Origin of the sequence: Streptomyces sp. NEAU-sy36 (assembly GCF_013423905.1) — a bacterium.
GTDB lineage: Bacteria > Actinomycetota > Actinomycetes > Streptomycetales > Streptomycetaceae > Streptomyces > Streptomyces misionensis.
On record NZ_CP058977.1, the window covers coordinates 2,190,654 to 2,216,104 of the forward strand.

The following is a 25,451-nucleotide window of genomic DNA, read 5'->3' on the forward strand; positions in this document are numbered from 1 at the left end:
CGGCCGCTCTCTCATGCCGGGGGCGCCCCTCGCCGTACCGGCGCGAGCGGCACGCCGGCCCCGGACGATCGGCTGCTGACGGCCCGTCACGTCCTGCATAAATGCATCCTCACCTGCGCTTTCTCACTCGTTCGGGTGGTCATCGGGGGTGAGCCGGGCCGTCCGGGCCGAGCCGTCGACAGAATCGGACCGGCCTTTCGGGGTCGGTCCGTCTGCTCTGTCAGGGACTCTCCATGGGGGACCAGAGGCATGATCCGCATCAAGGCGCGGGCGCCCACCGCGCGAGGAGCCGTACTTCCCACGATCTGGGGAGCGTCGGCGGTCGGTTACAAGTTCGGCTGCCCGCTCGCGGAGCAGGAGGGGCTCGGCGCCCGCATCGTCACCAGCGCCGTGTTCTTCGCCGTGGGCGCCGGCCTGATACTCCATGTCCGCCGCGCCCTGCTGCGCGAGCTGCGGCTCGCCCGGCGGGCGGCCCGCATCGCGCAGAGCGTCGTGCTGCGGCCCCCGCCGCCGCGTCTCGACGGGCTGAACGTGGCCGCCGTGCAGCTGTCCGCGGACCGGGGCGCGAGCGTCGGCGGCGATCTGTACGAGGCCGTCGCCACCGAGCACGGGGTGCGGGTGGTGATGGGCGACGTGCGCGGGCACGGGCTGGCCGCGCTCGGTACCGTCGCCGCCCTCCTCGGCAGCTTCCGCGAGGCCGCCCACGACGAGCCCACGCTGACCGGTGTGCTGCGCAGGCTGGAGCGCGCCCTCGCCCGGCACCTGCGGGACCGGGCCCGCGCCGAACACCCCGCGACCGGCGCCCCGGACCCCGACCACCCGGTGGCCGAGGAGTTCGTCACCGTGCTGCTCCTGGAGATCGGCACGGGCGGCGAGCTGACCGCCCTCAACTGCGGCCACCCCTGGCCCTACCGGCTCAGCGGCACCACCGTCGAACCCCTGACCCGCGCCGAACCGCTGCCCCCGCTGGGCCCCTTCCCGCTCCCCGCGGACCTGGCGCCGCGCCCCTGCGGCGAGCTGGGGCCCGCACAGTCCCTGGTCCTGTACACCGACGGCGCGGAGGACGCCCGGGACGCCCGGGGCCGGTTCTTCGCCCTGCCAGACGTGCTGCGCACCGCCGTACGGGACCAACCGGCGTCGCCCCAAAGGGTGTTGCGCACCCTCCTGGCCGCCCTGCTGCGCCACACCGGCGGCACGCCCACCGACGACGTGGCACTCCTGGTACTGCGCAACGAGCGGGGGCCGACCGCCATGGCGTGCGGGACCGTACGACCGGTCACCAGCACGCACCACTGATGTTCCCGCCAGACCACCGCTGTTCGAGGGGGATCCGGTGGCCTGGCGGGCCTCCGGAGAGGAATCCCAGTCAACCGAGCCGGGCCCGCGCCGCGACAGCGCGCGCATCCCCCGGGCACGGGCACTCGGTTCACACCCCGTGTGAATGCGGGGCGACTAGGCTGGCGGCACCAGGCACTCGGGGGTCACCCATGCAGCCCAACACTCTGCTCGACGCCATCCTGGACGAGGCGGGCATCTCGCACGCCGGTCTCGCCGCCCACGTCAACCAGGCCGGCCGCGCGCGGGGCCTCGCGCTCCGCTACGAACACACCGCCGTGTCCCGCTGGTTGAAGGGCCAGCGGCCACGCGGCCAGGTGCCCGACCTGATCTGCGAGGTGCTCGCCGCCCGGCTGCACCGGCCCGTGACCCTGGACGACATCGGCCTCGGCGTGCCCGGCCGCCCCGGCACCGCGGCCACCGGCTCGCTGTCCGGGTTCGTGGAACGGGCCACCGCCCTGTGGCGCTCCGACGAACAGCAGCGCCCGCATGTCCTCGGCGCCCCCGCCGTCACCGGCACCCCCGCCGTGATGCCGGTGTGGGAGTGGGAGAACCCGCCCGAGGACACCGACGTCTCCCGCGGCGGTCCGCACCGGGTCACGGCCGCCGACATCGAGACGCTGCGCGCGGCCCGTACGCACTACGAGCAGATGTACCGCAAGGCCGGGGGCGTCGCGACCCGCACCCGTATCGTCGGCTTCCTCAACGCCGAGGCGGCACCGCTGCTGCGCGGCGGCTACACCGACGCCACCGGGCGCCAGCTGCACCGCGCCACCGGCGGACTGGTCGCCATCGCCGGCATCTGCGCCTACGACTCCGACGCCCACGGACTCGCCCAGCGCTACTTCCACCAGGCGCTGCGCCTGGCCAAGGCCAGCGGGGACCGGGGCCTCGGCGCGTACGTGATAGCGCTGCTGGTCAACCAGTCGCTGTTCATGCGGGAGTACCGGCAGGCGGTGGCCTTCGCGGAGGCCGCGCTGCGCACCGCCGGACGGCACATCACCCCCGCGCTCGCCTCCGACCTGTACGCGATGCAGGCCAAGGCGTACGCGCACCTGGGGGACGCGGGCAGTGCCCTCGGCTGCATCCGGCGCGCGGAGACCGCCGCCGGACGCATCCGGCGCGGACACGAACCCGACGAGACCGGCTATGTGCAGCCCGGCCTGGTCAACGTCCAGGTGGCCGAGGCGCTGTTGAGCCTCGGGGAACTCGGCGCCGCCCGGGAGCACGCGGCGGCCGCCGTGGACAACCCCGCCCACGACCGGGGAAGAGTGCACCGGCTCGCCATGCTCAGCACCATCGAGCTGCGCCAGGGCAACACGGAGGAGGCCGTGGCCACCGCCGTACAAATGGCCGAACAGGCGCGGGGGATGGAGTCCCAGCGGCTGCGCGACCGGCTGCGCGCGGTGCGCGAACACCTGGCACGTTGCGGTTCGCCGGGCACCACGGAGGCCGCCGAAGTCATCGACGGGGCGCTGCGCGTGCCACTGTAGGGCCCCTGTGGGCGCACCGTCCCTGCTGCGATATTGCCACCTAATCGGCGAAAGGTGGCAGAACCGTGCAGTGGACGAAACAGAACGAACAAACGGTGTATGAGAACCGCTGGTTCAGCGTCAATCTCGCAGATGTCGAGCTGCCGGACGGCCGGCACCTCGACCACTTCCTCATCCGGCTGCGCCCGGTGGCCGTCGCCACGGTGGTCAACGAGGCCAACGAGGTGCTGCTGCTGTGGCGGCACCGCTTCATCACCGACAGCTGGGGCTGGGAACTCGCCGCGGGCGTCGTCGAGGACGGCGAGGACATCAGGGCCGCGGCCGCCCGGGAACTGGAGGAGGAGACCGGCTGGCGGCCGGGTCCCCTGCACCACCTGATGACGGTGGAGCCGTCCAACGGCCTCACCGACGCCCGGCACCACATCTACTGGTCCGACGAGGGCGAGTACACCGGGCATCCCGTGGACGACTTCGAGTCGGACCGCAGGGAGTGGGTCCCGCTCAAACTCGTCCCCGACCTGATCGCCCGTGGGGAGGTCCCGGCCGCCAACATGGCGGCCGCCCTACTGCTGTTGCACCATCTCCGGCCGGCCGAGGGCTAGTGGGCTAATGGGCGCGCAGCGCCTGCCAGACGGTCACCACGAGCGCGCCGAGCGCGGTCAGCGCGGCGAGCGAGGGCAGCGGCCAGCGCGCGTGTTCCAGCGAGACCATCCGGGAGTTCAGCTCGTCCAGCTCCTTGGCGGTCTCCTCGGTGCGGTGACCGAGCAGCGCGAGCCCGCCCTCGACTCTGGCGTAGGCCACGTCCAGTCGGCGCCGTAACTCTGCGAGTTCTCCATGGACCACGGGATGCTCCGGATCGGTGGTCACGGGTCCACTCCTTTCCGTAGTCGAAGGGGACGTTCCGCGCCCCCTTGCATGCGCATGAAGAGTGAACTCGCCTGGTGGACGCGAGGGGAGCGTGTGCGCCGGGTGGGTGTGAGCCCGGCGCGCACACGGTGTGTGAAACGCGCGTGCCCGGCACCGCCTCCGGTGCCGGGCACGTCGGCTGTCGCTGTGCGTGATCGGGCGTGGGCGCGTAAGCCCGTCAGGGCCGCGGCGCCTGCGCGCCGGTGGTGGCGAAGCGCTTGCGGTACTCGGTGGGGGTGGTGCCCAGGTGACGGGCGAAGGCGCGGCGCAGGGTCTCGTCGCTGCCGAGGCCGCTGTACCGGGCGGCGGCGGTGATGCCGTGCCCGTCGAGGAGGAGTTGCCGGGCCCGGTCGAGACGCACGCGCTCGACCCAGCGGGCCGGGGTGGTGTGCAGTTCGGTCCGGAACAGCCGGGTCAGCTGCCGGGTGCTGACGGCGGCGGACGCGGCCATGGCGGCCAGGCTGTGGTCGGCGGCGGGGTCGGCGAGCACGGCGGCGGTCAGTGTGCGCAGCGGGCCGCCGCGCGCGGTGGGCGTGGCCAGCGCGGTGGAGAACTGTGACTGACCGCCGGGGCGCTGCATGAAGACGACCAGTTCGCGGGCGACGGCACGGGCGGCGTCGGGGCCGTGGTCGTCCTCCACCAGCGCGAGGGTCAGGTCGATGCCCGCGCTGATGCCCGCCGAGGTGAGGTAGCGGCCGTCGTGGACGTGCAGGGCGTCCGGTTCGACGCGCACGCGAGGGTGGCGGCGGGCGAGGGTGCGGGCGTGGCGCCAGTGGGTGGTGGCCCGACGGTCGTCGAGCAGGCCGAGCCCGGCCAGGACGAAGGCGCCGGTGCACACGGAGGCGACCCGTGCCGCCCGCTGGGCGAGGGTGCCGGCCGCGGCCAGCAGTTCCGGCCGGGGGCCCGCTTCGGCGAGGTGGTCGGCCCCCGCGATCACCAGGGTGTCGAAGGGCCCGGCATCGGCCGCGGCCGTGGTAGCCGCGAGCACCGGGCCGCTGGAGGTGGTGACGTCGCCGCCGTCGGCCGAGACCAGGGTGCAGTCGTAGGGGTGCCCGAGCCGGGCCGCCTGGTGCAGCACCTCCAGCGGACCGCTGACGTCGAGCAGGGTCACGTCGTCGAACACGAGGAAGGCGATCCGGTGCGTCATGTCTGGATCCGTGGTTCATATGGCCGGACGGACATGGCGGCAGCCTACGGCACGGACGAGGGTGGAGGGAGCCCACGGATACAGGTGCCGAGCCAAGGAGACCCTGATGAGCGAGACGATCGCAGGCGTGCGCATCCCGGACAGCGCCCTGGCGCGGGAGGCGACCGAGCTGGTGCGCGAGGCCGCCTCACCACTGCTGTTCGACCACTCGCGCCGGGTGTTCCTGTTCGGGTCGCTGCGCGGCGCCGAGCAGAAGCTGGACTTCGACCCCGAACTGCTTTACGTCGGGGCCATGTTCCACGACCTGGGACTGACGGAACGCTTCCGCCGCACCGACCAGCGTTTCGAGATCGACGGCGCCGACGAGGCCCGCCGCTTCCTGCACGCCCACGGCATCAGCGGGGAGCCGGCCGAGCGGGTGTGGACGGCCATCGCCCTGCACACCACCGTGGAGATCCCGCTGCACATGGCGCCCGAGATCGCCCTGGTCACCCGTGGTGTGGAACTGGACGTCCTGGGCATCGGCTACCACGCGGTCCCGGACGAGCAGCGTGCCGCGGTGGTCGCCGCCCATCCCCGTCCCGACTTCAAGAACCGGATCCTCGCCGCGTTCACCGAGGGCGTCAAGGACCGCCCGGACACCACGTTCGGCAACGTCAAGGCCGACGTCCTCGCCCACTTCGTGCCCGGCTTCCGCCGCGGCGACTTCGTCGAGGTCGTCAAGGGCTCCGACTGGGCCGAATGACACGCTCCGCCCCGCACCCGGTGCGAAAGCGTTCCTTGATGAGAACACACACCGGAACGACGCCCCCCGAGGAGCCCTTGTGCGAGCCATCACCGTCCGGGACCGCGAGGCCGGTCCCGCCGGGCTGTCCCTGACGGACCTGCCCCGCCCGCACGCGGCCGAGAACGACGTCGTCGTGCGGGTGCACGCCGCCGGGTTCACCCCCGGGGAACTGGACTGGCCGGCCACGTGGACCGATCGCGCCGGCCGCGACCGGACGCCGAGTGTGCCCGGGCACGAGCTGTCCGGGGTCGTCGCGGAACTGGGATACGGCACGACGGGACTGAGCGTCGGGCAGCGGGTGTTCGGCCTGGCCGACTGGGCCCGTGACGGCGCGCTCGCCGAGTACGTCGCGGTGGAGGCCCGCAACCTCGCGCCGCTGCCGGCGGACATCGACCACACCGTGGCCGCCGCGCTGCCGATCTCCGGGCTGACCGCCTGGCAGGGCCTGTTCGACCACGGGCGCCTGGCCGCAGGTCAGACCGTCCTGATCCACGGTGTCGCGGGTGCGGTCGGCTCGATCGCGGCGCAGCTCGCCCGCGAGGCCGGCGCCCGTGTCGTCGGCACCGGCCGGTCCGCACACCGGGAGCGGGCGCTCGCCCTGGGCGCCGACAGGTTCCTGGACCTGGAGACCGAGCGGCTGGAGGAGGCCGGGGAGGCAGACGTCGTCTTCGACGTGCTCGGCGGCGACGTCCTCGACCGCTCTGCCGCCCTGGTCCGGGCCGGTGGCACGCTCGTCACCATCGCCATGCCGCCCAAGGTCCGGCCCAAGGACGGGCGGGCGGTCTTCTTCGTCGTCGAACCCGACCGGGCCCGGCTCGCCGATCTCGCCGCGCGGGTGCGGGACGGCCGCCTCAAGCCGGTCGTCGGCGCCGTGCGGCCGCTCGCCGAGGCACCGGCCGCGCTGGCCCCGGCCACCCGCGCCCGGGGCAGGACGATCATCCGCGTCACGGAGGACTGAGCAGCCGGCCGTCCTCGTTCCGGTCCCCGGCGGAGGCGTCACGGCCGTACCGCCCGGTCCGGCCGGAAAGGCCACGGGCCCCGAGCCGGACTCCCGGCTCGGGGCCCGTGGCCGGGCGGTCAGCCGTAGGTGTAGAACCCCGAGCCGGTCTTGCGGCCCAGGCGGCCCGCCTCGACCATGCGCTGAAGCAGCGGGGGAGCGGCGTACAGCGGCTCCTTGTACTCGGCGTACATCGAGTTGGCGATGGAGACGATGGTGTCCAGGCCGATCAGGTCGGACAGCTTCAGCGGGCCCATCGGGTGGGCGCAGCCCATCTCCATGCCGTTGTCGATGTCCTCGCGGCTCGCGATGCCCGACTCGAACATCCGGATCGCGGAGAGCAGATAGGGCACCAGCAGCGCGTTCACCACGAACCCGGAGCGGTCCTGGGCGCGGATGGCGTGCTTGCCGAGCACCTTCTCGGCGAACATCTGGGCGCGGCTGAGGGTGCCCTCGGAGGTGGTGAGCGCGGGGATCAGCTCGACCAGCTTCTGCACCGGGGCCGGGTTGAAGAAGTGGATGCCGACCACGTGGTCCGGGCGCGAGGTGGCGACCGCGAGCTTCACCAGCGGGATGGAGGAGGTGTTGGAGGCCAGGATCGCGTCCGGGCGGGTCACCACCTGGTCGAGCACCTGGAAGATCTCCGTCTTCACCGGCTCGCTCTCCACGACCGCCTCGATCACCAGGTCGCGGTCGGCGAACTCGCCGAGGTCCGTGGTGAAGCCGAGCCGGGCCTGGGTGGCGTCCCGCTCCTCCTCGGAGATCTTGCCGCGCTCGGCCGCCTTGGAGAGGGAGTTGTACAGCCGGGTCCGGCCGATCTCCAGGGCCTCGCCGGTGGTCTCGGCGACCTTCACGTTCAGGCCGGCCCGGGCGCACACCTCGGCGATGCCGGCGCCCATCTGGCCGCAGCCCACGACTCCGACGCGCTCGATATCTCCCGATGGGAAGGTCACATCGTCCCCTTCGCTGGTTCTCCGGCTCGCTCGCAGACCTCCGGGTTTCGGCGCCTGCTCCGATCGTGCACGTTACCGCGAAGTATCGATGATCGATCGCGTGGGTGCGGGCATTCTTCGCCAGGAGGACGATCCGTGATCATGCGGATCCCGAGCGTAAGGGAATGTGCGGATGGGACCCATGTCACGCCGGGCCTTCACCCTGGCGACGGTGTCGGCGCTGACGACGGGCGGCTGCGTGGCGGCGACCACCGGGGCCGACCGGGCGGTGCCGACCACCCGGGGCGCCCGGGGGGCCACCGGCGCGCCCGGCGCCCGCGCCGCCACCGAGATGCGGGGCGTGTGGATGGCGACGGTCGAGAACCGCGACTGGCCCTCCCGCCCGGGCCTCGGCGCCGCCGCCCAGCGCGCCGAGCTGATCGCCTACCTCGACCGGGCGGTGCGCAACCGGCTGAACACGGTGATCCTCCAGGTGCGGCCGACCGCCGACGCCCTGTGGCCCTCGCCGTACGAGCCCTGGTCGCAGTTCCTCACCGGCACCCAGGGCCGTGACCCCGGCTGGGACCCGCTGGGCACCGCCGTGCGCGAGGCCCACGCGCGGGGGCTCCAGCTGCACGCCTGGTTCAACCCGTACCGCATCGCCAACCACACCGACCCGGGCCTGCTCGCCGCCTCGCACCCGGCCCGGACGCACCCCGACTGGGCGGTGCCGTACGGCGGGAAGCTCTACTACAACCCCGGCCTGCCCGCCGTCCGCGCCTTCGTCCAGCGGGCCATGCTGGACGCGGTCGCCCGCTACCCCGTCGACGCGGTCCACTTCGACGACTACTTCTACCCCTATCCCGAGGACGGGCAGACCTTCGAGGACGACGACGCCTACGACCGCTACGGCGGCGCCTTCTCGACCCGGGCGGACTGGCGGCGGGACAACATCGACCGGCTGGTCGCGGAGATGGCGGCCGGGATCAGGCGGGTCCGGCCCGGCACCCGCTTCGGGATCAGTCCCTTCGGGGTGTGGCGCAACGCCACGACCGACCCGCGCGGCTCCGCCACGGACGCGGGCGCGCAGACGTACGACGACCTGTACGCGGACACCCGCCGCTGGGTCCGCGAGCACTGGATCGACTACGTCGCGCCCCAGCTCTACTGGGAGATCGGCGCCACCGGCGCGGACTACACGACGCTGCTCGACTGGTGGGCCGGGGTCGCCGACGGCACCGGGACCCGGCTCTACATCGGCGAGGCCCTGTACCGGGCCGGGGCCGCGGGGGCCGACGGGCGGCCGGCGGCCTGGCAGGACCCGGCGGAGCTGTCCCGGCACCTCGCACTCGCCGCCCGGCGTCCGCAGGTCGGCGGGCACCTGTTCTTCGCCGCCCAGGACATGGCGGCCGACCCCATCGGGGCGATGCGCCGCGTGGTCGCGGACCACTACACGCGGCCGGCGAGCCCGCCCCGCTGAGCTACCGCTGCGGCTCTTCCTTGTGCTTGACCTGGCAGTCGGGTCCGGGCGACATGATCGCCTCGTGTCCGTCCGGGAAGCGGACCCGGTAGGGCGGGTTGCCCTCCTGTCCCATCACTTCGACGACTTCGGACTCCTGGTCGTGTTGGCCGACCACCCTGCCGTGCTGGACAAGGTGGTCGCCTTTGGACGCACGCATCTCCCGGCCCTCCTCACGATCACGACCGCTGGGTGACGGCGATGCACACGAGCACGGCGACGGCGGTCAGGGGAGCGGCCGCCGTGAAGTGCTCGCCCAGCAGCAGCGCCGACCACACCAGTGTGAGCAGGGGCTGAGCCAACTGCAACTGGCTCGCCCGGGGCACCCCGATGGCCGCCATCCCCCGGTACCAGACCACCAGACCGAGGAACTGGGAGCCCAGCGCCACCCACAGCACCCCGGCGACGCCGTGCGCGGTGAGGTGGACCGGCTCGTACGACAGGGCCAGCGCGGCGGCCGGCAGCGTGAGCGGCAGGCAGAGCACCAGCGCCCAGCCGATCACCTGCCAGCCCGGCATGACCCGGGCCAGCAGCCCGCCCTCGGTGTACCCGGCGGCGCACACCAGCAGGGCGGCGAACAGATAGCCGTCGGCGGCGGTGAGCGCGCCCCCGCTCTGCACCACGGTGAACGCCAGCACCGCCACCGCGCCCGCCACCGCCGCGAGCCAGAACCGGCGGGAGGGGCGGTGTCCGGTGCGCAGCGCCGAGCAGACGGCCGTGGTCAGCGGCAGCAGCCCCACCACGACGGCCGCGTGCGCGGTGGTGGAGGTGCGCAGGGCGAGCGTGGTCAGCGTCGGGAAGCCGAGCACCACACCGAGCGCGACGACGGCGAGGGAGCCGAGCCGGCGCCGCTCGGGGAGCCGTACCCGCAGGGCCAGCAGGGCGCCGCCCGCCACCAGCGCGGCCAGCACGCTGCGCACGGTCACCAGCGACCAGGGGCCGAAGCCCTCCAGGCCCCAGGCGGTGGCCGGGAAGGTGAGGGAGAAGGAGGCGACGCCGAGAGCGGCGAGCACGGTGCCGAGCACCCGGTGTTCCGGGGGAGCGGTGACTGCTATCGGGGCCGCATCGATAGCGCTACTCTGTATCTTCATGCAAGAGCGTAGCAGTGTGGGTGAACTGGCGGAAAGGCTGCGAAGAGAGCTGGTCCGCTACTCGGCGGGTGAAAAGCTGCCGTCGAGCAGGGCTCTGGTCGAGCGGTTCCGGGTGAGCCCGGTGACCGTCTCGCGGGCCCTCGCCCAGCTGGCCGCCGAGGGCCTGGTCGTCACCCGGCCCGGCGCCGGCGCCTTCCGGGCCCGACCGCGCGCCGAGCGGGAGCCGGCCGGGGACACCTCCTGGCAGGAGGTCGCGCTGAGCGCCGACGGCAGCGCCGATCTCGTACCGCGCACCGTGGACGCCTCCGGGGTCACCGTCTCGCTGGCCGCGCCGCCGCCCGGGGTGCTGGAGTTCAACGGCGGCTACCTCCATCCCTCGCTCCAGCCGGAGCGGGCCATGGCGGCGGCGCTCGCCCGCGCGGGCCGGCGCCCCGGCGCCTGGGCGCGGCCGCCGCTGGAGGGGCTGCCGGAGCTGCGGGAGTGGTTCGCGCGCGAGATCGGCGGCGCGGTCGGCGCCGCCGACGTGCTGATCGCGGCGGGCGGCCAGGCGGCACTGGCCACCGCCCTGCGCGCGCTCGCCCCGCCCGGTGCCCCGGTGCTGGTCGAGTCGCCCACCTACCCGGGCATGCTGGCCCTCGCCCGCGCGGGCGGACTGCGCCCCGTCCCGGTGCCGGTGGATCGCGACGGCGTCCGCCCCGACCTGCTCGCGGACGCCTTCCGGGCCACCGGCGCCCGGGTGTTCGTCTGCCAGCCCCTGTTCCAGAACCCGACCGGCGCGGTCCTGGCCCCCGACCGGCGCCCCGAGGTGCTGCGCATCGCCCGCGCGGCCGGCGCCTTCGTCGTCGAGGACGACTTCGTACGGCGCCTCGTGCACGCCGACGCGGGCCCGCTGCCGCGCCCGCTGGCCGCCGACGACCCCGACGGCGTGGTGGTGCACGTCGGCTCGCTGACCAAGGCGACCTCGCCCAGCTTCCGGGTGAGCGCGCTCGCCGCGCACGGACCGGTGCTGGAGCGGCTGCGCGCCATCCAGGTGGTGGACACCTTCTTCGTCCCCCGCCCGCTCCAGGAGGCCGCGCTGGAACTGGTCGGCTCCCCGGCCTGGACCCGCCATCTGCGCACGCTGGCGGAGGAGTTGCGGCTGCGCCGCGAGGCGATGACCCGCGCGCTCGCCCTGCACCTGCCCGAACTCGCCCTGCCGCACGTCCCGTCCGGCGGCTACCACCTCTGGCCGCGCCTGCCCGAGGGCACCGACGACGCGGCACTGTCCGCCGCCGCCCTGCGCGCCGGCGTGGCCCTCACCCCGGGGCGCCCCTACTTCAGCGCCGAACCCCCCGGCCCGTACGTGCGGCTCAGCTTCGCGGCGGTGGCCGGCACCGGGGAGATCACGGACGGGGTGCGGCGGCTGCGGACGGCCTGGGACGAGGCGCGGTAGGGCCTGACGGCGGAACCCGATCGGGTGGCCCCGGACGGCCCGCGCCTGCGATCATCGCGCGATGAGCGAGACACCCCGACTCCCCGATGGCTACGAGTTCTCCGACGACACCGCCCGCGTCGACGTCGCCCTGGTCCACCGCTGGCTGTCGACCGACGCCTACTGGGCGATGGACCGCCCCCGCGAGACGCACGAGCAGGCCATGGCGTCCTCGCTCAACTTCGGGGTGTACGAGACGGATACGGGCGCGCAGGTGGCGTACGCCCGGGTGGTGACCGACCGGGCGCTGTTCGCGTGGCTCGCCGATGTCTACGTCGACCGCTCGGTGCGCGGCAAGGGCGTGGGCACCGCGTTCGTCGCGGGCATCCGCGACCACCTGCGACCCTACGGCCTGCGTCGCATCCTGCTCGCCACCGAGGACGCGCACGGGGTCTACGGGAAGCTGGGCTTCCGCCCGCTGGACCGCCCCGAGATGTGGATGATCCACACGCCTCGGTGAGCGGCCGGGCCCCAGGGCCCGGGCGCGGGCGTCTCCGCGTACGCCGCCCCGTCCGGCGCGGCGTACGCGGCCCGCAAAAGGCACTTCACCTTGAAAACACCTCCGAATAACGTGCCGGAAAGCTTGGGTTTCCCAGGCGGACATGAAATCGATGATTTTCGGCCCGGGGTCGTAGAAAAACGCATCAATGTGCGATGCGGATACAACCGAAGAGAAAGCGGCCCCGTCTAACCCGACGAAATCCAAAGGCGAATTCGTGGGGAGCTGCCGAGAATGGTTCGTCGGAGCGAGCGGGGCGCGGGGCGCCCGGCCGCCGCGTCGCTGGCCGCCCTCGTCGCCTGCGTGGCGCTGTGCGCCGCGGACGCGCTGGCCGGCGGCTACCCGTTCGGCCCGCGCACCCGCAGCGTCAACGACCTGGGCAACCAGTACGTACCGCTGCACGCCCACCTCTGGGACCTGCTGCACGGCAGGGCCGACGGCGGACTGCTGGTCAACTGGCAGTCCGGGTACGGCTCCAGCTTCCTGCCCGACTTCGGTACCTACCTCGCCAGCCCGTTCGCGCCGCTCGTCGCGTTCTTCCCCCGGGACGAGATCGACCTGGCGGTGTACGTGATCACCGTCTTGAAGATCGCCTGCGCGGCGGCCGTCATGGCCTGCCTGCTGCTCGCGCTGCGGCCCGGCCGCTGGTGGGCGGCCGGGCCGCTCGGGGCGTCGTACGCGCTGTGCGGCTGGACGCTGGCGGACGCCGACTACAACCCGATGTGGCTCGACGGGCTGATCGCACTGCCGCTGCTGTGCCTCGTCGGCGAATGGGCCCTGGCCGGGCGGCGCCGCGTCCTCGGGGTGCTGCTCGTCGCCCTCGTGTGGAGCGCCAACTTCTACACCGCCTACATGGCCACCCTCGGGGCCGCGCTGGTGCTGCTGGTACGCCTGTCGCTCGCCGGGCCGACCCGCCGGCAGGCCCTCGCCGCCGCCGGCCGCGCCGTCCTCACCGTCGTCCTCGGCACGGGACTCGCCGCCCCCCTGGTGGCCGTCGTCTACCTCGGCACCAAGCACGCCTACCCGGGCCGGGTACGGCCGTTCAGCCCGGTGCCGACCGAGGACCTGGTCGCCCGGCTGCTGCCGGGGACGTACGGCTGGGGCTCCCCGGCGCTCTACGTCGGCACCACCGCCCTGCTGCTCGCCCTCGCCCTGCCCTTTCACCGGGCCGTCCCGGGCCGCGTCCGGGCGGCCTGGACCGCGCTGGTGCTCGCGGTGGCCCTCTCCCTGCAATGGGCACCCACCAGCCTCGCCTGGCACGCCTTCGCCACCCCGCAGGGCAGCTCCTACCGGCAGACCTTCGTGCTGGCCGGGCTGCTCGTCATCGCCGCCTGGCACGCCCTGTCGTACGGCCCGCCCCGACCGGCCGCGCTCGGCGCCGCCACCGCGCTGCTCGCCCTGGGCGCCGTCGCCGCCCGCCGCAGCGACGTGATCCACGCGCACACCTGGCCCCTCCTGCTGCTCGCCGCCGGCGGGACGCTCACCGGGCTCCTCCTCCTGCGCGGCGCCGGGCGGCACGGCGGACTCGCCGCCCTCGCCGTCCTCGTCCTCCTCGGCGCGCAGCTGGGCGAGAGCGCCGCCACCTCCGCCGTCGCGAGCGGGCTGCGCCTCAAGCACCTGGACGACTACGCCCCCTTCGGCCAGCGGCAGCAGCGGCAGGCGGCGGCGATCGCCGGGGCCGACGACTGGCCCCGCCGCCGCACCGAGCCAGGCCGCGAACAGACCGTCGCCAACGACCCGATGCTGGTGGGCGGTCAGGGCGCCGCCTACTACAGCAGCCTGACCTCCGACGTCCTCTCCCGCACCCTCACCGCGCTGGGCGGCGGCTGGACCTCGCGCGGCCGGGGCGTGCAGAGCCTCGACAACGCCGTCACCGACGTGCTCTTCTCCGTCGGCGCCCGGGTGCACAGCCCGCCCGACCCGCACCAGACCCACCGGTCCCGGGACACCGCCCCGCCCACCGTCACCCGGCGGGACGTGCCGCCCCTGGTCACCGTGCGGCCCGGCCCCGGCACCACGCCCTTCGGCGCGTCCCCGTACCGCAACCAGGAACTGCTGCTCGGCAGCCGTGTCTACACCGTGCCCGCCCTCACCGTGCACGACGACGCCGGGGCCCCACTGCCCGCCCGCCGGGTCGGCTCCGGCACCGCGCGGACCCGGCCCGCGATCACCGCGAGCTGCCCGCCCGGCACCCAGGTGAACCTGTGGGCACCGCACTTCTCCGGCACCGCCCGGCTCGCCACCGGCACGGACACCGCCGTGTTCCGGTCGGTGAGCGGCCGCAGCCTCGCCGCGATGGAGCCGCTGGGCCGGACCCCGGCCTCCGGGCGGGTGCGGATCGAGCTGGTCCCCGACCGGCCCGGCCGCATCCCGCCGGGCGCCGTCGGCTGCCTGGACACCGCCCGGCTGGACACCGCCGCCGCCCGCCTCACGGCCACCGGAGCCACGGCGGTCACCGTCTCGGACGGCACCCTGCACGCCCAGTTGCCGCCCGGCAGCAGGGGACTCGCCGTCGTCGCCGCGCCCCGCATCGCCGGCTGGCGGTGCGCCGCGGGCGACGGCCCGGCTCGGCCCGCCGACCAGTACCACGGTCTGATCGCCGTCCCCCTGGACGGCAGCCGGACCAGCCTGACCTGCACCTTCCACCCGCCCGGCCTACGGCTGGGCACGACCGTCGGGCTCGCCTCGCTCACGGTCCTGCTCCTGCTCACCGCGGGCACCGCCGTCCGCCGCCGACGCACCTCGGCGCCCGCCCCGACCGCACCACCGGCACCGCGCGAGCGCGCGACGGCCGCGCACTGACCGCGACCCTGGGGGAACCACCATGCTGATATCGATCGTCGCGCCCTGCTACAACGAGGAAGACGTCCTGGACCGCTTCCACGAAGCGGTGCAGCGGGTCGCCGACGAACTCCTGCCGCTCGGCCACGACATGGAGTTCGTGTACGTGGACGACGGCAGCCGCGACCGCACCCTCGCCCTCCTCGAAGGGCTCGCCGCCCGCGACGCGCGCGTGCGCTACGTCTCCTTCAGCCGCAACTTCGGCAAGGAGGCGGCCCTGCTCGCCGGGCTGCGGCACGCCTCCGGGGACTCGGTCGTCGTCATGGACGCCGACCTCCAGCACCCGCCGGAGCTGATCGCCCGCATGGTGCGGCTGCGCGAGCAGGGCCACGACCAGGTCATCGCCCGCCGCACACGCACCGGCGACCGCTTCACCCGCACCCTGACCGCGCGCCTGTACTACCGCCTCGTCAACCGGCTGATCGACGTCGAACTCCGCGACGGGGTAGGGGACTTCAGGCTGCTGTCGCGCCGGGTGGTGGACGCGGTGCTGGCCCTGACCGAGTACAACCGCTTCTCCAAGGGCCTGTTCGCCTGGGTGGGCTTCCCCAGCACCACCTTCGAGTACGAGAACGCCGCGCGCGAGGCGGGACGCAGCTCCTGGAACCTGCGCGGACTGCTCAACTACGGCCTGGACGGCGTGCTCTCCTTCAACAACCGGCCGCTGCGCGCCGCCCTCTGGCTCGGCATGGGCCTGCTGCTGTGCGCCGGCCTCTACACGGCGTGGATCGTGGGCGCCGCGCTGGTGCACGGGGTGCAGACGCCCGGCTATGTGACCATCATCACCGCCGTCACCGCCCTCGCAGGGGTGCAGATGGTCATGCTGGGAGTGATCGGGGAGTACACCGGACGCATCTACTACGAGGTGAAGGGCCGCCCGCACTTCCTGGTGAAGGCGACCAACGTGGAACGGACGAAAGACCTCATCCCTTGATAGCTCGGCAGATCGTCACCTTCGCCGTGGTCGGCGTGCTCAACACGGCCGTCTACTACGGTCTTTACCTGCTCTTCCTCACCTGGCTGCCCTATCTCGCCGCGCACGTCCTGGCATTCGCGCTGAGCATGGTCGGCTCCTTTTTCCTCAACGCGCGCTTCACCTACCGCATTCGCCCGACCTGGCGGAAATTCCTGCTGTTCCCGCTGACGAACGCCGCCAATTTCGTCATCACCACGGTGGGCGTGTACGTGATCGTGGACGTCCTGCACGCGGGCAGCCGGTTCGCCCCGCTGCTGGCCTCGGCGGCGGCGATCCCGGTCACCTTCGTGGTGTCGCGGTGGATCATGCTGCCGGGCGCGAAGTTCCGTACGGCCGACGGCTGACCGGGTCAGCGGGGCGGCTCGATGCCCCAGGCCGCTGCCCGGGCCGCGGCGGCCGCCCGGTTGGGCAGGCCGAGCTTGGCCAGGATGTGCTCGATGTGCGTGCCCACCGTGCGGGGCGTGACGTACAGCCGTTCGGCTATCTCCCGGTTGGTGCGCCCGGCCGTGAGCTCCGCCAGCACCTGGAGTTCCCGGGGCGAGAGACCGCCGGGCGGCCCGGCCCCCGGGCCCGGGTCGACGGCCGCCGCCAGCGACTCGGTGAGCAGGGTGACCGCGGCCCGCGCCGGATCGGGCGCCCCGCGCGGCCTCCGGGTGCTGACGTTGAGCATGCCGACGTAGCGGCCGTCGGCGGCGAACAGGCACTGGGCGACACCGTCGCGGATGCCGAGGGGACGCAGCACGTCCCGGAAGCCCGGGGACGCGTCGAGGAGGTCCCGGGGGACGTCCGGGAGCCAGAGACCGCCGCCGCCCGGCCCGCGCAGCACCTGGAACACCGGGTCGTTGTGGAGCCGGGTCTCGATGTACGCGGTGGCGTCGGCCGGATAGGTGCCGGCGAGGGTGGTGTGGCGCCGGCGCACCGGGTCCCAGCGGGCCAGCGAGGCGTGGTCGTACTCCACGACCTCGGACAGCGCCGCCAGGACCGCGTCCGCGCCGCGCGCGCCGTCCGAGGCGCCGCGGGCGGCCGCGCGGACCCGGACGGCCGCGTCCAGGATGTCCGCCGTGCTCCGTCGTGCCGCCATCCCCTCAGCATGATCACGTGGCCGGAACGGGTCAAACGCGCCGGGCGTCGTGCACGATCCGCCCGTCCAGCACGGTGAGCACGACGGGCATGCCGGGGATGTCGTGGGGGTCGGCGGCGAGCAGGTCCCCGTCGAGCACGCAGAGGTCGGCGACCTTGCCCGGCTCCAGGGAGCCCTTCCAGCCGTCGGCGAAGTCCTGCCAGGCCGCGTCGATCGTGTAGGTGCGCAGCGCCTCGGCCAGGGTGATGCGCTGCCCGGGGCCGCTGACCCGGCCGGCGGCCTTGGACTCGCGCAGCATCATGGTGGAGACGCCCTGGCGCCAGTCCGGGTGGGTGACCGGGGCGTCGGAGCCGCTCGCGACCCGCACCCCGGCGTCGAGGGCGTCGCGGTACGGCCACGCGTAGGCGGCCCGGTCGGCGCCGACGAACTCCTCCTCCATGTCGGCGACGGTCCACTTGATGGTGGGGTTCATGTTGACGCCGAGGCCGTGCGCGGCCAGCACCTTCATGCTGTGCGGGGTGAGGAAGTCGCCGTGGATGACGTAGTGGCGGGCGTCGGGGCGCGGATGGGCGGCGAGGGCGGCGGCGAAGGCGTCCGCGACGGTGTCGATGGCGCGGTCACCGGTGACGTGGACGCCGATCTGGTGCCCGGCGGCGTGCGCGTGCCGGATCATGGCGTCGATCCCGGCGGCCCGCTCGGCGTCGTCCGCGCCGCCCACGCACAGGGAGCCGCAGCCGCCGCCGGTGTACGGCTCGTGCATCCAGGCCGTCTTGTTGGGGACGATGCCGTCGGCGAAGATCTTCACCCCGAGGACGGCGAGGCGGCGTGGATCGGCGCCGCCCGGCTCGGCGATTTTGCCGGGGCCGCCGAGTCCGCCGGGGCCGCCGAGTCCGTCGACGGCGCGGGCGAACTCCTCGGCGGTGCTCGCCATCCCGGTGGGCAGCAGCAGCACACCGACGCGGGCGGTCAGTTCGCCGTCGGCCAGCAGCTGCCGGTAGACCTCCAGGGTCTGCGTGCCGAGGGCGCCCCGCATGATGCCCTCGCCGCTGGGTCCGAGCCCGGGCTCGGTGTAGCTGGTGACGCCGAGCCGGGCGAGGGCGGCGAGGGCCGACCGGACCGCCTGCGCGCGCTCCTGCCGGCTCAGCGGCGGCAGCGCCCGCTGCACCAGGTCCTGGGCGCCCTCGTGCAGCAGCCCGGTGGGTTCCCCGGCCGCGTCCGTCACGACGGCCCCGCCGGGCGGCGCGACGGTGTGCCGGTCGATCCCGATCAGCTCCAGCGCCCGGGAGTTGACCCAGGTGGCGTGCCCGGAGAAGGAGTACAGGACGACCGGGTGGTCCTGGCTCACGGCGTCGATGTCCCGCCGCGAGGGCAGCCGCGCCGGATCGGCCAGGCACTCCGCCAGATACCCGGTGTCCCACCCGTGCCCCGTGATCCACTGCCCGTCCGGGGTCCGCCCCACGGCCTCCCGCACCGCCGCGGCCACGTCCGCGAGCGAGGACACCGCCGGGTGCCCGACGTCCAGGGAGACCGGGGGCGTCGCCATGCCGAAGGCGCAGCCGTGCAGGTGCGAGTCGTTGATCCCGGGCAGCAGCGTCGCCCCGCCCAGCTCCACGACGCGGGTGCGGGGCCCGATCAGCGCGGCGACCTCCTCCCGGTCGCCGACGGCGCTGATCAGCCCGTCGCTCACCGCCAGCGCCTCGGCCACGGAGAACTCCGCGTCGACCGTGACCACCCGGCCACCGACGAACACCAGATCCGCATACCTGTCCACAGAAGGTCCTTCCGTACACGGGCGCCCCACGGCCGCCCGAAACGATCTCCCGAGGACTATGCCGACGCGCCGGCCCGCCGCACATCGGTCATCTCACCGATACCGGCGGCCGGGGGGGAGAGAGACCGCGGTGCCTCGGGGGCGTACCGTGTGCCGCTCGCCCGCCGCTTCCCGCCCGCGGGACCGGTCTGACTGGATGTCAGCACACGGCTCAACAAGCCGTACTTCAGCCTTTAGGATGCTCATCCGACGAGCGCAACGGGGGCTTGATGACAACGCAATCGTCTTCCGGGAACACCATGGCCGATGAGCGCGAACGGGTGCTGGACGCCGTGTTGGGGCCGGCCAGCGAGGCGTACTACGCCGAGCGCGTCCGGTCGGGCAGCGGGGCACGGGCCAGGGCACAGGCGGCCCAGTCCACCGTGACGCTGTTCGCGGGCGGCATCGTGGCGGCGTTGACCTTCACCCAGCTCGCCGACCGGCCGCTGACCACCCAGGCGACCGGTGTCGCCGCGGTGGCCCTGTGGCTGCTGGCCGCCGTCCTCTATCTGCGGGCGGTGGCGCAGCCGGTCGGAGCACTGGCCGGCCCGAGCCACGCGCGCGATCGCCTGGACCTGCTCAACGCCGTGCTGAAGAGGGCCGACGACGAAGCAGCACAGGTCGACAAGCGGCAGAAGCAGGCGAACTGGGTGGTCATGGGAGCCCTGGCGGTCAGTGTGCTCACGGTCGGGCTCGCGGCCATCGGGGGTGCCAAGGAGGAGAAGGCCGCCGGCTCGATCGCCGTCGCGCCGGCGTACGCCGAGAGCGTCCGCATGGTGTGCGCCGTCCAGGACGGGCGCGTGACCGGGCAGATCGACAAGACCTCCCTCGACAAGCCCTTCGTGAGCATCACGGTCGCTGCGAAGCAGTGCGGCGGCGGGACGGGCAAGGAGACCGAGTTGGCGATACCCAGGGCAGCCGTCCGGGCCATCGCGTTGGAAGGGGAGTGACCACCGGCATGGGCGCGGTCTTTCATCTGTTGTGCTTCACGCCGCTCGTCCAGCGCGAATCCGCGCTGGAGACCGTGCGGTCGGTGCACGCCGAGGGCGAGCGGATCGACGGCATCCTCGTACTGGGCTGCGGCGCCGGAGAGCCGCGACGGGTCACGCCCGACGAAACCGGTGACTTCCTCGAGACGGTGCTGCTGGAGTGCCTGGAGGCCGACAACGCGCTGCCCCCGGTGACGATCGTGCCGGGACGGCACGACGTCGGGCGGCTCGGACCCGGCCACGGCATGCTCGCCAAGGCGCTGACCCGCTACTGGGGCGACACCGAGCGGGGGCTGTGGCGGGGGGACGAGCAGGACATCGTGGAGGCCGTCCGCGACATCCCGTTCGCGGAGTTCGGCACGTGGTCCGGCGCGCACGCCAACTTCCCCGGGTGGCACCAGGGCGTCCTGCCGGGGGAGGGGTCCGTGCGGCTGGGCACGGACGCGGGGACGCTCGGCGTCGTCGCCGTGAACACCGTCTTCCGCACGGCGGTGCCCGACGCCACCGCCGAACTGGCCACCTGCTCCCCGGGGCAGTGGGACAGCGCGGTCGGCGGCGACTACCTCCAGTGGGCCGGTGCCAACGACCTCACCCTCGTGGTCGCGGGACACTCCGCCGCCGTCCCGCCGTCCCTCGCCCCGGTGCTGCCGAAGACCGTGCTGCTCGCTCCCGAGGGGGACTCCGCCCCGTCCGGCTCGGCCGCGCGGTGGCTGGTCACCTCCCGCGGCACGACGCGCCAGCACCGGCTCCTGCGCGTGCAGACCACGGGCCCCGGCGCCCCGAAGGTCCGTGACCTCGCGGCACCCCCCGCCGAGCAGCCGGTACCCCTGCCGAGCCCCCGGCGCGCGGCGCTCCCCGCCCAGACGGCCGGCCGGGCCGCACCGGTGGCCTACGACGAGCGGGCCGTTATGGAGGAGTTCTACCAGCAGATCGGCACCGGCCGCATGGTCCTGGTGGCCGTCTCGGGCGTGCACGGCGAGAACGACCCGGTCGACACCGACAGGCTCACCCGGCAGCTGACGGAGGCGGTCTACAGCGGCGTGGTACCCGACCCGGCACCCACCACCGCCGAGATCTGGAACACCGCGCTCGCCGAACTGGGCTCCCGGGTGGTCGGCGAGTTCGTCGCCGAACTGCGCGGTGCCGACGCGGAGTCCACGACGGCCGCCCGCCGCATCCTGGGAGCACCCTGGTGGCGCGTCTACGACTTCACGGCCACCGACGTCTTCTCGTCGCTCCCCGACATCGACCCGCGGATCGCCGAGACCAACACCTTCGTCGACGCCCTGGCGCGCAAGCCCGCGGCCGGCAACGCCACGATCGAGGCGGTGGCCATGCACGGCAACCCCACCGGCCCGGAAGCCCTCGACTTCACCGTTCCCGCCGACGACGACCTCTCGCCGCGCGCCCTGTGGTTCCGCAGGCTGAAAGCGGAGCTGCTGACCCATCCCACGGTCTTCATGGCGGCCTCCCCAAGCAGCCGGTCGCTCTGGAACGCGCTCGCCCTGGCCCAGCCGCAGACCGAGGCGGAGCACTTCCCCCGCTTCCTCATCACGGGACCGGGGACCGCCGCGGACCGTGCCCGGATACGCCAGGCCGGTCTGACCCACATCCAGGTCTCCCCGCACGTGTTCGCGGTACGGCAGCTGCGACCGGGACTGGAGATACTCCAGCAGGGCAAGAGGCGGCTGGCCGACATCCGGGTCGGCGCCCGGCGGGGCTCCGGGATCAAGCTGGTCTCGTCGCTCGTCGACAGCGCGCCGGCGGGCAGCGTGGAGTTCCTGAAGGGGCAGGACCCGACGTGGGGTGACATCAAGGACGGCTTCGCCGTGAAGCTGTCGATCACCGACCGCATCCGTGCCAGCGCGCGGCCCGCGGAGGACGGCCGGCGCAGGGTCGTCCTGGTGGAGGGCCGGGCCGGCTCCGGCAAGACCACGGCCCTGATGCAGTACGCGTACGAACTCCATCAGGCGGGCCGTTCCGTCGCGTGGATCGACCGCGAGGCGACCGATCCGCTGCCGAACCTGAAGGCTCAGGCCCTCAGCATGTCGGCGGACGCGATCTTCGTGGACGACGTCGACATCTTCGGCAGCCTGGGTGCCTCCCTGCTCAGGGAGCTGAGCAACGGTGGCCGGGCGCTGGTGGTCGCGGCGATCCGCACCACCCGTTCCGACGAGCTGGACGTCACCTTCCAGTCGCGGCGGGTCTCGGCGGACGAGCCGCTGAAGGACGAGGACCTGGGGCAGATCGTCGACGTGCTGCACGAGCACGGACTGCCGGGCATACTCAAGCGGCAGAAACTGCGGCCCGAGAAGATCGACAAACTGCGGGAGCTGTGCGACCGCAGCCTTCTCGTGGCCATGATCCAGGTGGTCACGGGCAAGCGCTTCGAGGACAAGGTCGCCAGCGAGTACCACGAACTCGATCCCGAGCAGGTCTCGGTCTACGCGACGGTGTGCGTCTTCGAATCCGCCATCGTCTTCAAGAAGCGCGGCATCGAACAGGAGGACCTGCTCCAGATAGTCTCCGGGCGCGGTGCCCCCAAGCCGTCGCTGAACCGGGCGATCAACCGGCTCGTGGACAGGCGCTTCCTCACCCTGGCCCCGGACGGGACCGTACGGAGCCGGCAGCGCACCATCGCGGACACCGTGGTCGACACGGTCCTCAAGAAGAACCCGGACCAGCTGGCCGGCGTCATCGAGTACCTGCTGCGGTTCTACGCGCAGTACGCGGCCGACATCCGCGACAACGACGACCCCTACCGCCGGATCCTGATCCGGCTGCTCAACCACTCCCTCATGGTGTCGCTCCGGCTCAGGCCCACCCAGGTCCGGGACATCTACAGCACCGTGCACGAGCTGCTCCAGGACAACTTCCACTACTGGCTGCAACGCGGCGAGTACGAGCTGGAGCGCGGTGACCTCGGCATCGCCGAGAACCACCTGGAGACCGCCCAGGGGTGCGAGGGGGGAGCGACCGACCACTTCGTCCTCACCGCGTGGAGCGCGATCCGGCTGCGCCGGTCCACGGAGAGCCCCGCCGACGGCAGCCTGCGGGACCGCGCGTTCGAGGCCATAGGCGTGCTGGAGGAGGTCACGCGGCGCCACGGCGGTGCCTCTCCGCACTCCTTCTCGGTGGTCGCGCGCCGGGGGACCGAGTGGGTGGAGGCCTGCGAGGTGTCGCTGTCCGTGGGGCAGGTCGACGACACCCTCCGCCGGATCCTCGCGGTCGTCGAGGCCGGCCGGCGGTTCTGCAAGGACAACCACGAGTTCATGCGCATCGCCGACGAGTTCGAGCCCAAGGTGAACCGCCTGCTGGAACGGAGCAAGGGCATACCGCTGTAGCGGTCCGCGCCGCGTCCGCGGCAAGGACCGGCAGGCGCCGGTGGCCCCGTCGGGAACGGGGAAGCGGCGGCCTGTGTGACCGAGATTCCTAGGTCGTTTTCTTCGGACAGGTGATCCGAAGAAAACGACCTAGGTCACATACCCTCTCAGCTCCGGGCCGGGAGCCAAGGCAGGCCCGCACGCGGGTGCGGCGCCCAGGAGAACAGGTAGCCACAGATTCCGCTTAGGGCCGTACGCGGAGTCGCAGAGCCGTGTCGGCCTCCCGCGCGGTGGCCGCCGGCCCGGCGGCTGACGCGACGACGTTCTCGTCCATGTGACGAACGCCACATCACCTCCGGCGCGTCCGAAGCGGCTGCTGGGCGTCGTGCGGGGCATCCCGATGTGCAACCGTGCACCCCTCCTCACCAGGGCTCCGGCTGCTTTGCCCTGCCCGTGACTCTGGCGGAGCCTTGCCGGAGCGCCCTCCGTTGGGCGACGAGCGGCTGGCACGGATCGCCAGGGAAGGCTCCTCCCGCGCTGAGCTCCTGCCGGGTGGGCAGCCGACACTCTCCGGCATCTGCTCACGGCCCCAGGCGTCAGGAGAGCACCGAGCAGAGTCCCTCCGAATGCCCTCGCCACGGGGCCTTGGGCTGTGCCTGCCCAGTGGGACACTCCACCGCGTTACAGGTCAGCCGCACCTGGCATCGATCTCGTTGGGAATTCCGACGCCCAACTCTGCGCGTTCGTGTCTCGCCGTGTCGGCCCGCGCAACCGCGCGTTCCTGTGCGGTGTTTCGAGGGCACGGCCGTCGACTTCGGGGGCGTCCCCGTTCGTTTCGGAGACGCGGCCGTCGACTTCGGGGGCGTCCCCGTTCGCTTCGGGAGCACGCTGCCGGGCTTCGAGGCCAGCCAGTCTCGCGGACGCAGGTCTACGACACAGGTCTCGTCTTCATCGCGGCAAGATCGGCGTTCAGCGACGCGAGGCCTGTGTTCAACGGCTGCTGTCGCGACACTACGGCGATGACCGTTCTGACGGCGACGTCTTGTCCGCGGACATCCGCGCGGGCGGTGTCCGCTCGGATACTGCGGGTGCCCGAACGGTTGTCCGCTCTCCGCTGTGACGCGGGCCCGCCGTCACGGCGGGCCGAGGACGGACCGCAACGCGGACCGGGACGGTCCCCGGCGGACCGGAGTGGGGACCATGGGGAACGGACCGGGGACGTTGGTCCGGGACGGACCGGGGACGGACCGGGCTGGGGACCGGGGACGGCGGACCGAGATGATCCCCGACGGACCGGGACGGACCGGAGTAGGGAAACCGGGCTGGGGACCGGGGACGAATTGGGGGACCACGCCGGGGACGGAGCGGGGACCATCCCCACCCGACTCACCGAGCGGGACCACGCTCGGTGAGCGTGAACGCCGTGAATCAGTGAGCGTGAACCGGTGCGGTGAGCGTGAACCGAGCTCACCGCACCGGTTCACGCTCACCCAAAAACCGGTAATCGGGAAGCGTAGTCCGTACGGTACGGGTGCTCGTAAGGCGCCTGTACGTGCACCGCGGCGTACGACCGGTACGGCCGTACCGTACGGCGCACGTACAGCCGTACGGGATGCAGTGGCGCGGGAACTGCGAAGTGCTTCCCGCCCAGGCGGGAACTGGGTTCTCCGCAGTTCGTCCGGCCCTTCGCCGGGGCCGTACGGCGCCGTACAGGCGCCGTACGTACGCCTCGGCAATGCACCCGTACGTGCACTGTCCGCGTGCCGTAGTACGGGTGGCGATGCCGCCCGTACGGTGACTGGGACTACCGGTTCTTGGGCGGGCGTGAACCGGTGCGTTGAGCTCGGTTCACGGTCCCAGTTCATCCGTTCCCGCTCATTGGTTCACGGCGTTCACGCTCACCGAGCGTGAACGCGCTCAGGAACTGGGCGACCGAGCGGCGACAGTCCCCTGTTCCCCAGCCCGGTTTCCCTACTCCGGTCCGTCCCGGTCCGTCGGGGATCATCTCGGTCCGCCGTCCCCGGTCCCCAGCCCGGTCCGTCCCCGGTCCGTCCCCGGTCCGTCCCGGATCAACGTCCCCGGTCCGTTCCCCATGGTCCCCACTCCGGTCCGCCGGGGACCGTCCCGGTCCGCGTTGCGGTCCGTCCTCGGCCCGCCGTGACGGCGGGCCCGCGTCACAGCGGAGAGCGGACAACCGTTCGGGCACCCGCAGTATCCGAGCGGACACGCGAATCCGTCCGCGCCGCCGTCAGAC

Annotated in this window: 20 protein-coding genes; 13 read left to right on the plus strand and 7 right to left on the minus strand. The window is 73.2% G+C overall.

Features of this window, described 5'->3' with window-relative positions; genetic code table 11:
• The first annotated feature begins 249 nt into the window (after positions 1–249).
• From HZZ00_RS09985 to HZZ00_RS09995, 3 genes are all read left to right on the plus strand, one after another.
• The gene (locus HZZ00_RS09985) at positions 250–1,296 is read left to right on the plus strand and encodes a PP2C family protein-serine/threonine phosphatase (RefSeq protein WP_180331857.1); all 1,047 of its coding nucleotides are present in this window, start codon (positions 250–252) and stop codon (positions 1,294–1,296) included.
• Positions 1,297–1,487: 191 nt separating this feature from the next.
• Positions 1,488–2,828 (plus strand): transcriptional regulator, encoded by a 1,341-nt coding sequence (locus HZZ00_RS09990; protein ID WP_180331858.1) that lies wholly within the window; start codon positions 1,488–1,490, stop codon positions 2,826–2,828.
• Between the two features lie 65 nt (positions 2,829–2,893).
• Positions 2,894–3,430, plus strand: coding sequence for an NUDIX domain-containing protein (locus HZZ00_RS09995; protein WP_071828526.1), 537 nt, complete (start codon positions 2,894–2,896; stop codon positions 3,428–3,430).
• A gap of 4 nt (positions 3,431–3,434) precedes the next feature.
• Here the strand turns inward: HZZ00_RS09995 and HZZ00_RS10000 are convergent, their stop codons facing one another.
• Positions 3,435–3,695 (minus strand): hypothetical protein, encoded by a 261-nt coding sequence (locus HZZ00_RS10000; protein WP_070030185.1) that lies wholly within the window; start codon positions 3,693–3,695, stop codon positions 3,435–3,437.
• Positions 3,696–3,912: 217 nt separating this feature from the next.
• Entirely contained in the window at positions 3,913–4,881 is a 969-nt protein-coding gene (locus tag HZZ00_RS10005) for a GlxA family transcriptional regulator (protein WP_180331859.1), read from the minus strand.
• 106 nt (positions 4,882–4,987) lie between these two features.
• On the opposite strand from HZZ00_RS10005, the gene HZZ00_RS10010 reads away from it, so the two are divergent.
• Positions 4,988–5,626 carry an HD domain-containing protein gene (locus HZZ00_RS10010; RefSeq protein ID WP_180331860.1) on the plus strand — a complete coding sequence of 213 codons (639 nt, stop codon included), beginning with the start codon at positions 4,988–4,990 and terminating at the stop codon, positions 5,624–5,626.
• A 79-nt stretch (positions 5,627–5,705) separates the two neighbouring features.
• Complete coding sequence (locus HZZ00_RS10015; RefSeq protein ID WP_180331861.1) at positions 5,706–6,626, plus strand: NADP-dependent oxidoreductase; 921 nt, start codon at positions 5,706–5,708, stop codon at positions 6,624–6,626.
• A 119-nt stretch (positions 6,627–6,745) separates the two neighbouring features.
• Here HZZ00_RS10015 and HZZ00_RS10020 read toward each other — a convergent pair whose 3' ends face one another.
• The gene (locus HZZ00_RS10020; RefSeq protein ID WP_257585931.1) at positions 6,746–7,564 is read right to left on the minus strand and encodes a 3-hydroxybutyryl-CoA dehydrogenase; all 819 of its coding nucleotides are present in this window, start codon (positions 7,562–7,564) and stop codon (positions 6,746–6,748) included.
• Between the two features lie 235 nt (positions 7,565–7,799).
• Here HZZ00_RS10020 and HZZ00_RS10025 point away from each other — a divergent pair, with 235 nt between their 5' ends.
• Positions 7,800–9,077 (plus strand): glycoside hydrolase family 10 protein, encoded by a 1,278-nt coding sequence (locus tag HZZ00_RS10025; RefSeq protein WP_180333447.1) that lies wholly within the window; start codon positions 7,800–7,802, stop codon positions 9,075–9,077.
• Between the two features lies 1 nt (position 9,078).
• Here the strand turns inward: HZZ00_RS10025 and HZZ00_RS10030 are convergent, their stop codons facing one another.
• Both HZZ00_RS10030 and HZZ00_RS10035 read right to left on the minus strand, forming a co-directional pair.
• Positions 9,079–9,276: a DUF1918 domain-containing protein gene (locus HZZ00_RS10030; RefSeq protein ID WP_180331863.1), complete on the minus strand. Its 198-nt coding sequence runs from the start codon at positions 9,274–9,276 to the stop codon at positions 9,079–9,081.
• Between the two features lie 19 nt (positions 9,277–9,295).
• Positions 9,296–10,207 (minus strand): DMT family transporter, encoded by a 912-nt coding sequence (locus tag HZZ00_RS10035; RefSeq protein ID WP_180331864.1) that lies wholly within the window; start codon positions 10,205–10,207, stop codon positions 9,296–9,298.
• Between HZZ00_RS10035 and HZZ00_RS10040 the strand changes: the two genes are divergently transcribed.
• From HZZ00_RS10040 to HZZ00_RS10060, 5 genes are all read left to right on the plus strand, one after another.
• Entirely contained in the window at positions 10,206–11,639 is a 1,434-nt protein-coding gene (locus HZZ00_RS10040; RefSeq protein WP_180331865.1) for a PLP-dependent aminotransferase family protein, read from the plus strand. The two genes, HZZ00_RS10035 and HZZ00_RS10040, sit on opposite strands and share 2 nt — an antisense overlap.
• Positions 11,640–11,700: 61 nt before the next feature.
• Positions 11,701–12,138 (plus strand): GNAT family N-acetyltransferase, encoded by a 438-nt coding sequence (locus HZZ00_RS10045; protein ID WP_180331866.1) that lies wholly within the window; start codon positions 11,701–11,703, stop codon positions 12,136–12,138.
• A gap of 273 nt (positions 12,139–12,411) precedes the next feature.
• On the plus strand, positions 12,412–14,979 hold the full coding sequence (locus HZZ00_RS10050) for a YfhO family protein (protein WP_180331867.1): 2,568 nt from the start codon (positions 12,412–12,414) through the stop codon (positions 14,977–14,979).
• Between the two features lie 22 nt (positions 14,980–15,001).
• A complete protein-coding gene (locus tag HZZ00_RS10055) occupies positions 15,002–15,952 on the plus strand; it encodes a glycosyltransferase family 2 protein (RefSeq protein WP_180331868.1) in 951 nt (316 codons plus the stop codon).
• A complete protein-coding gene (locus HZZ00_RS10060) occupies positions 15,949–16,338 on the plus strand; it encodes a GtrA family protein (RefSeq protein WP_180331869.1) in 390 nt (129 codons plus the stop codon). The genes HZZ00_RS10055 and HZZ00_RS10060 overlap by 4 nt, the downstream gene beginning before the upstream one ends.
• Positions 16,339–16,343: 5 nt before the next feature.
• Here HZZ00_RS10060 and HZZ00_RS10065 read toward each other — a convergent pair whose 3' ends face one another.
• On the minus strand, positions 16,344–17,075 hold the full coding sequence (locus HZZ00_RS10065; RefSeq protein WP_180331870.1) for a LuxR family transcriptional regulator: 732 nt from the start codon (positions 17,073–17,075) through the stop codon (positions 16,344–16,346).
• A gap of 31 nt (positions 17,076–17,106) precedes the next feature.
• Positions 17,107–18,846, minus strand: a complete 1,740-nt coding sequence (locus HZZ00_RS10070) for an amidohydrolase (protein WP_180331871.1) — start codon at positions 18,844–18,846, stop codon at positions 17,107–17,109.
• A gap of 299 nt (positions 18,847–19,145) precedes the next feature.
• Between HZZ00_RS10070 and HZZ00_RS10075 the strand changes: the two genes are divergently transcribed.
• Positions 19,146–19,835 carry a hypothetical protein gene (locus tag HZZ00_RS10075; protein ID WP_180331872.1) on the plus strand — a complete coding sequence of 230 codons (690 nt, stop codon included), beginning with the start codon at positions 19,146–19,148 and terminating at the stop codon, positions 19,833–19,835.
• Positions 19,836–19,843: 8 nt separating this feature from the next.
• Complete coding sequence (locus HZZ00_RS10080) at positions 19,844–23,218, plus strand: hypothetical protein (protein ID WP_180331873.1); 3,375 nt, start codon at positions 19,844–19,846, stop codon at positions 23,216–23,218.
• The last annotated feature ends 2,233 nt before the right edge of the window (positions 23,219–25,451 follow it).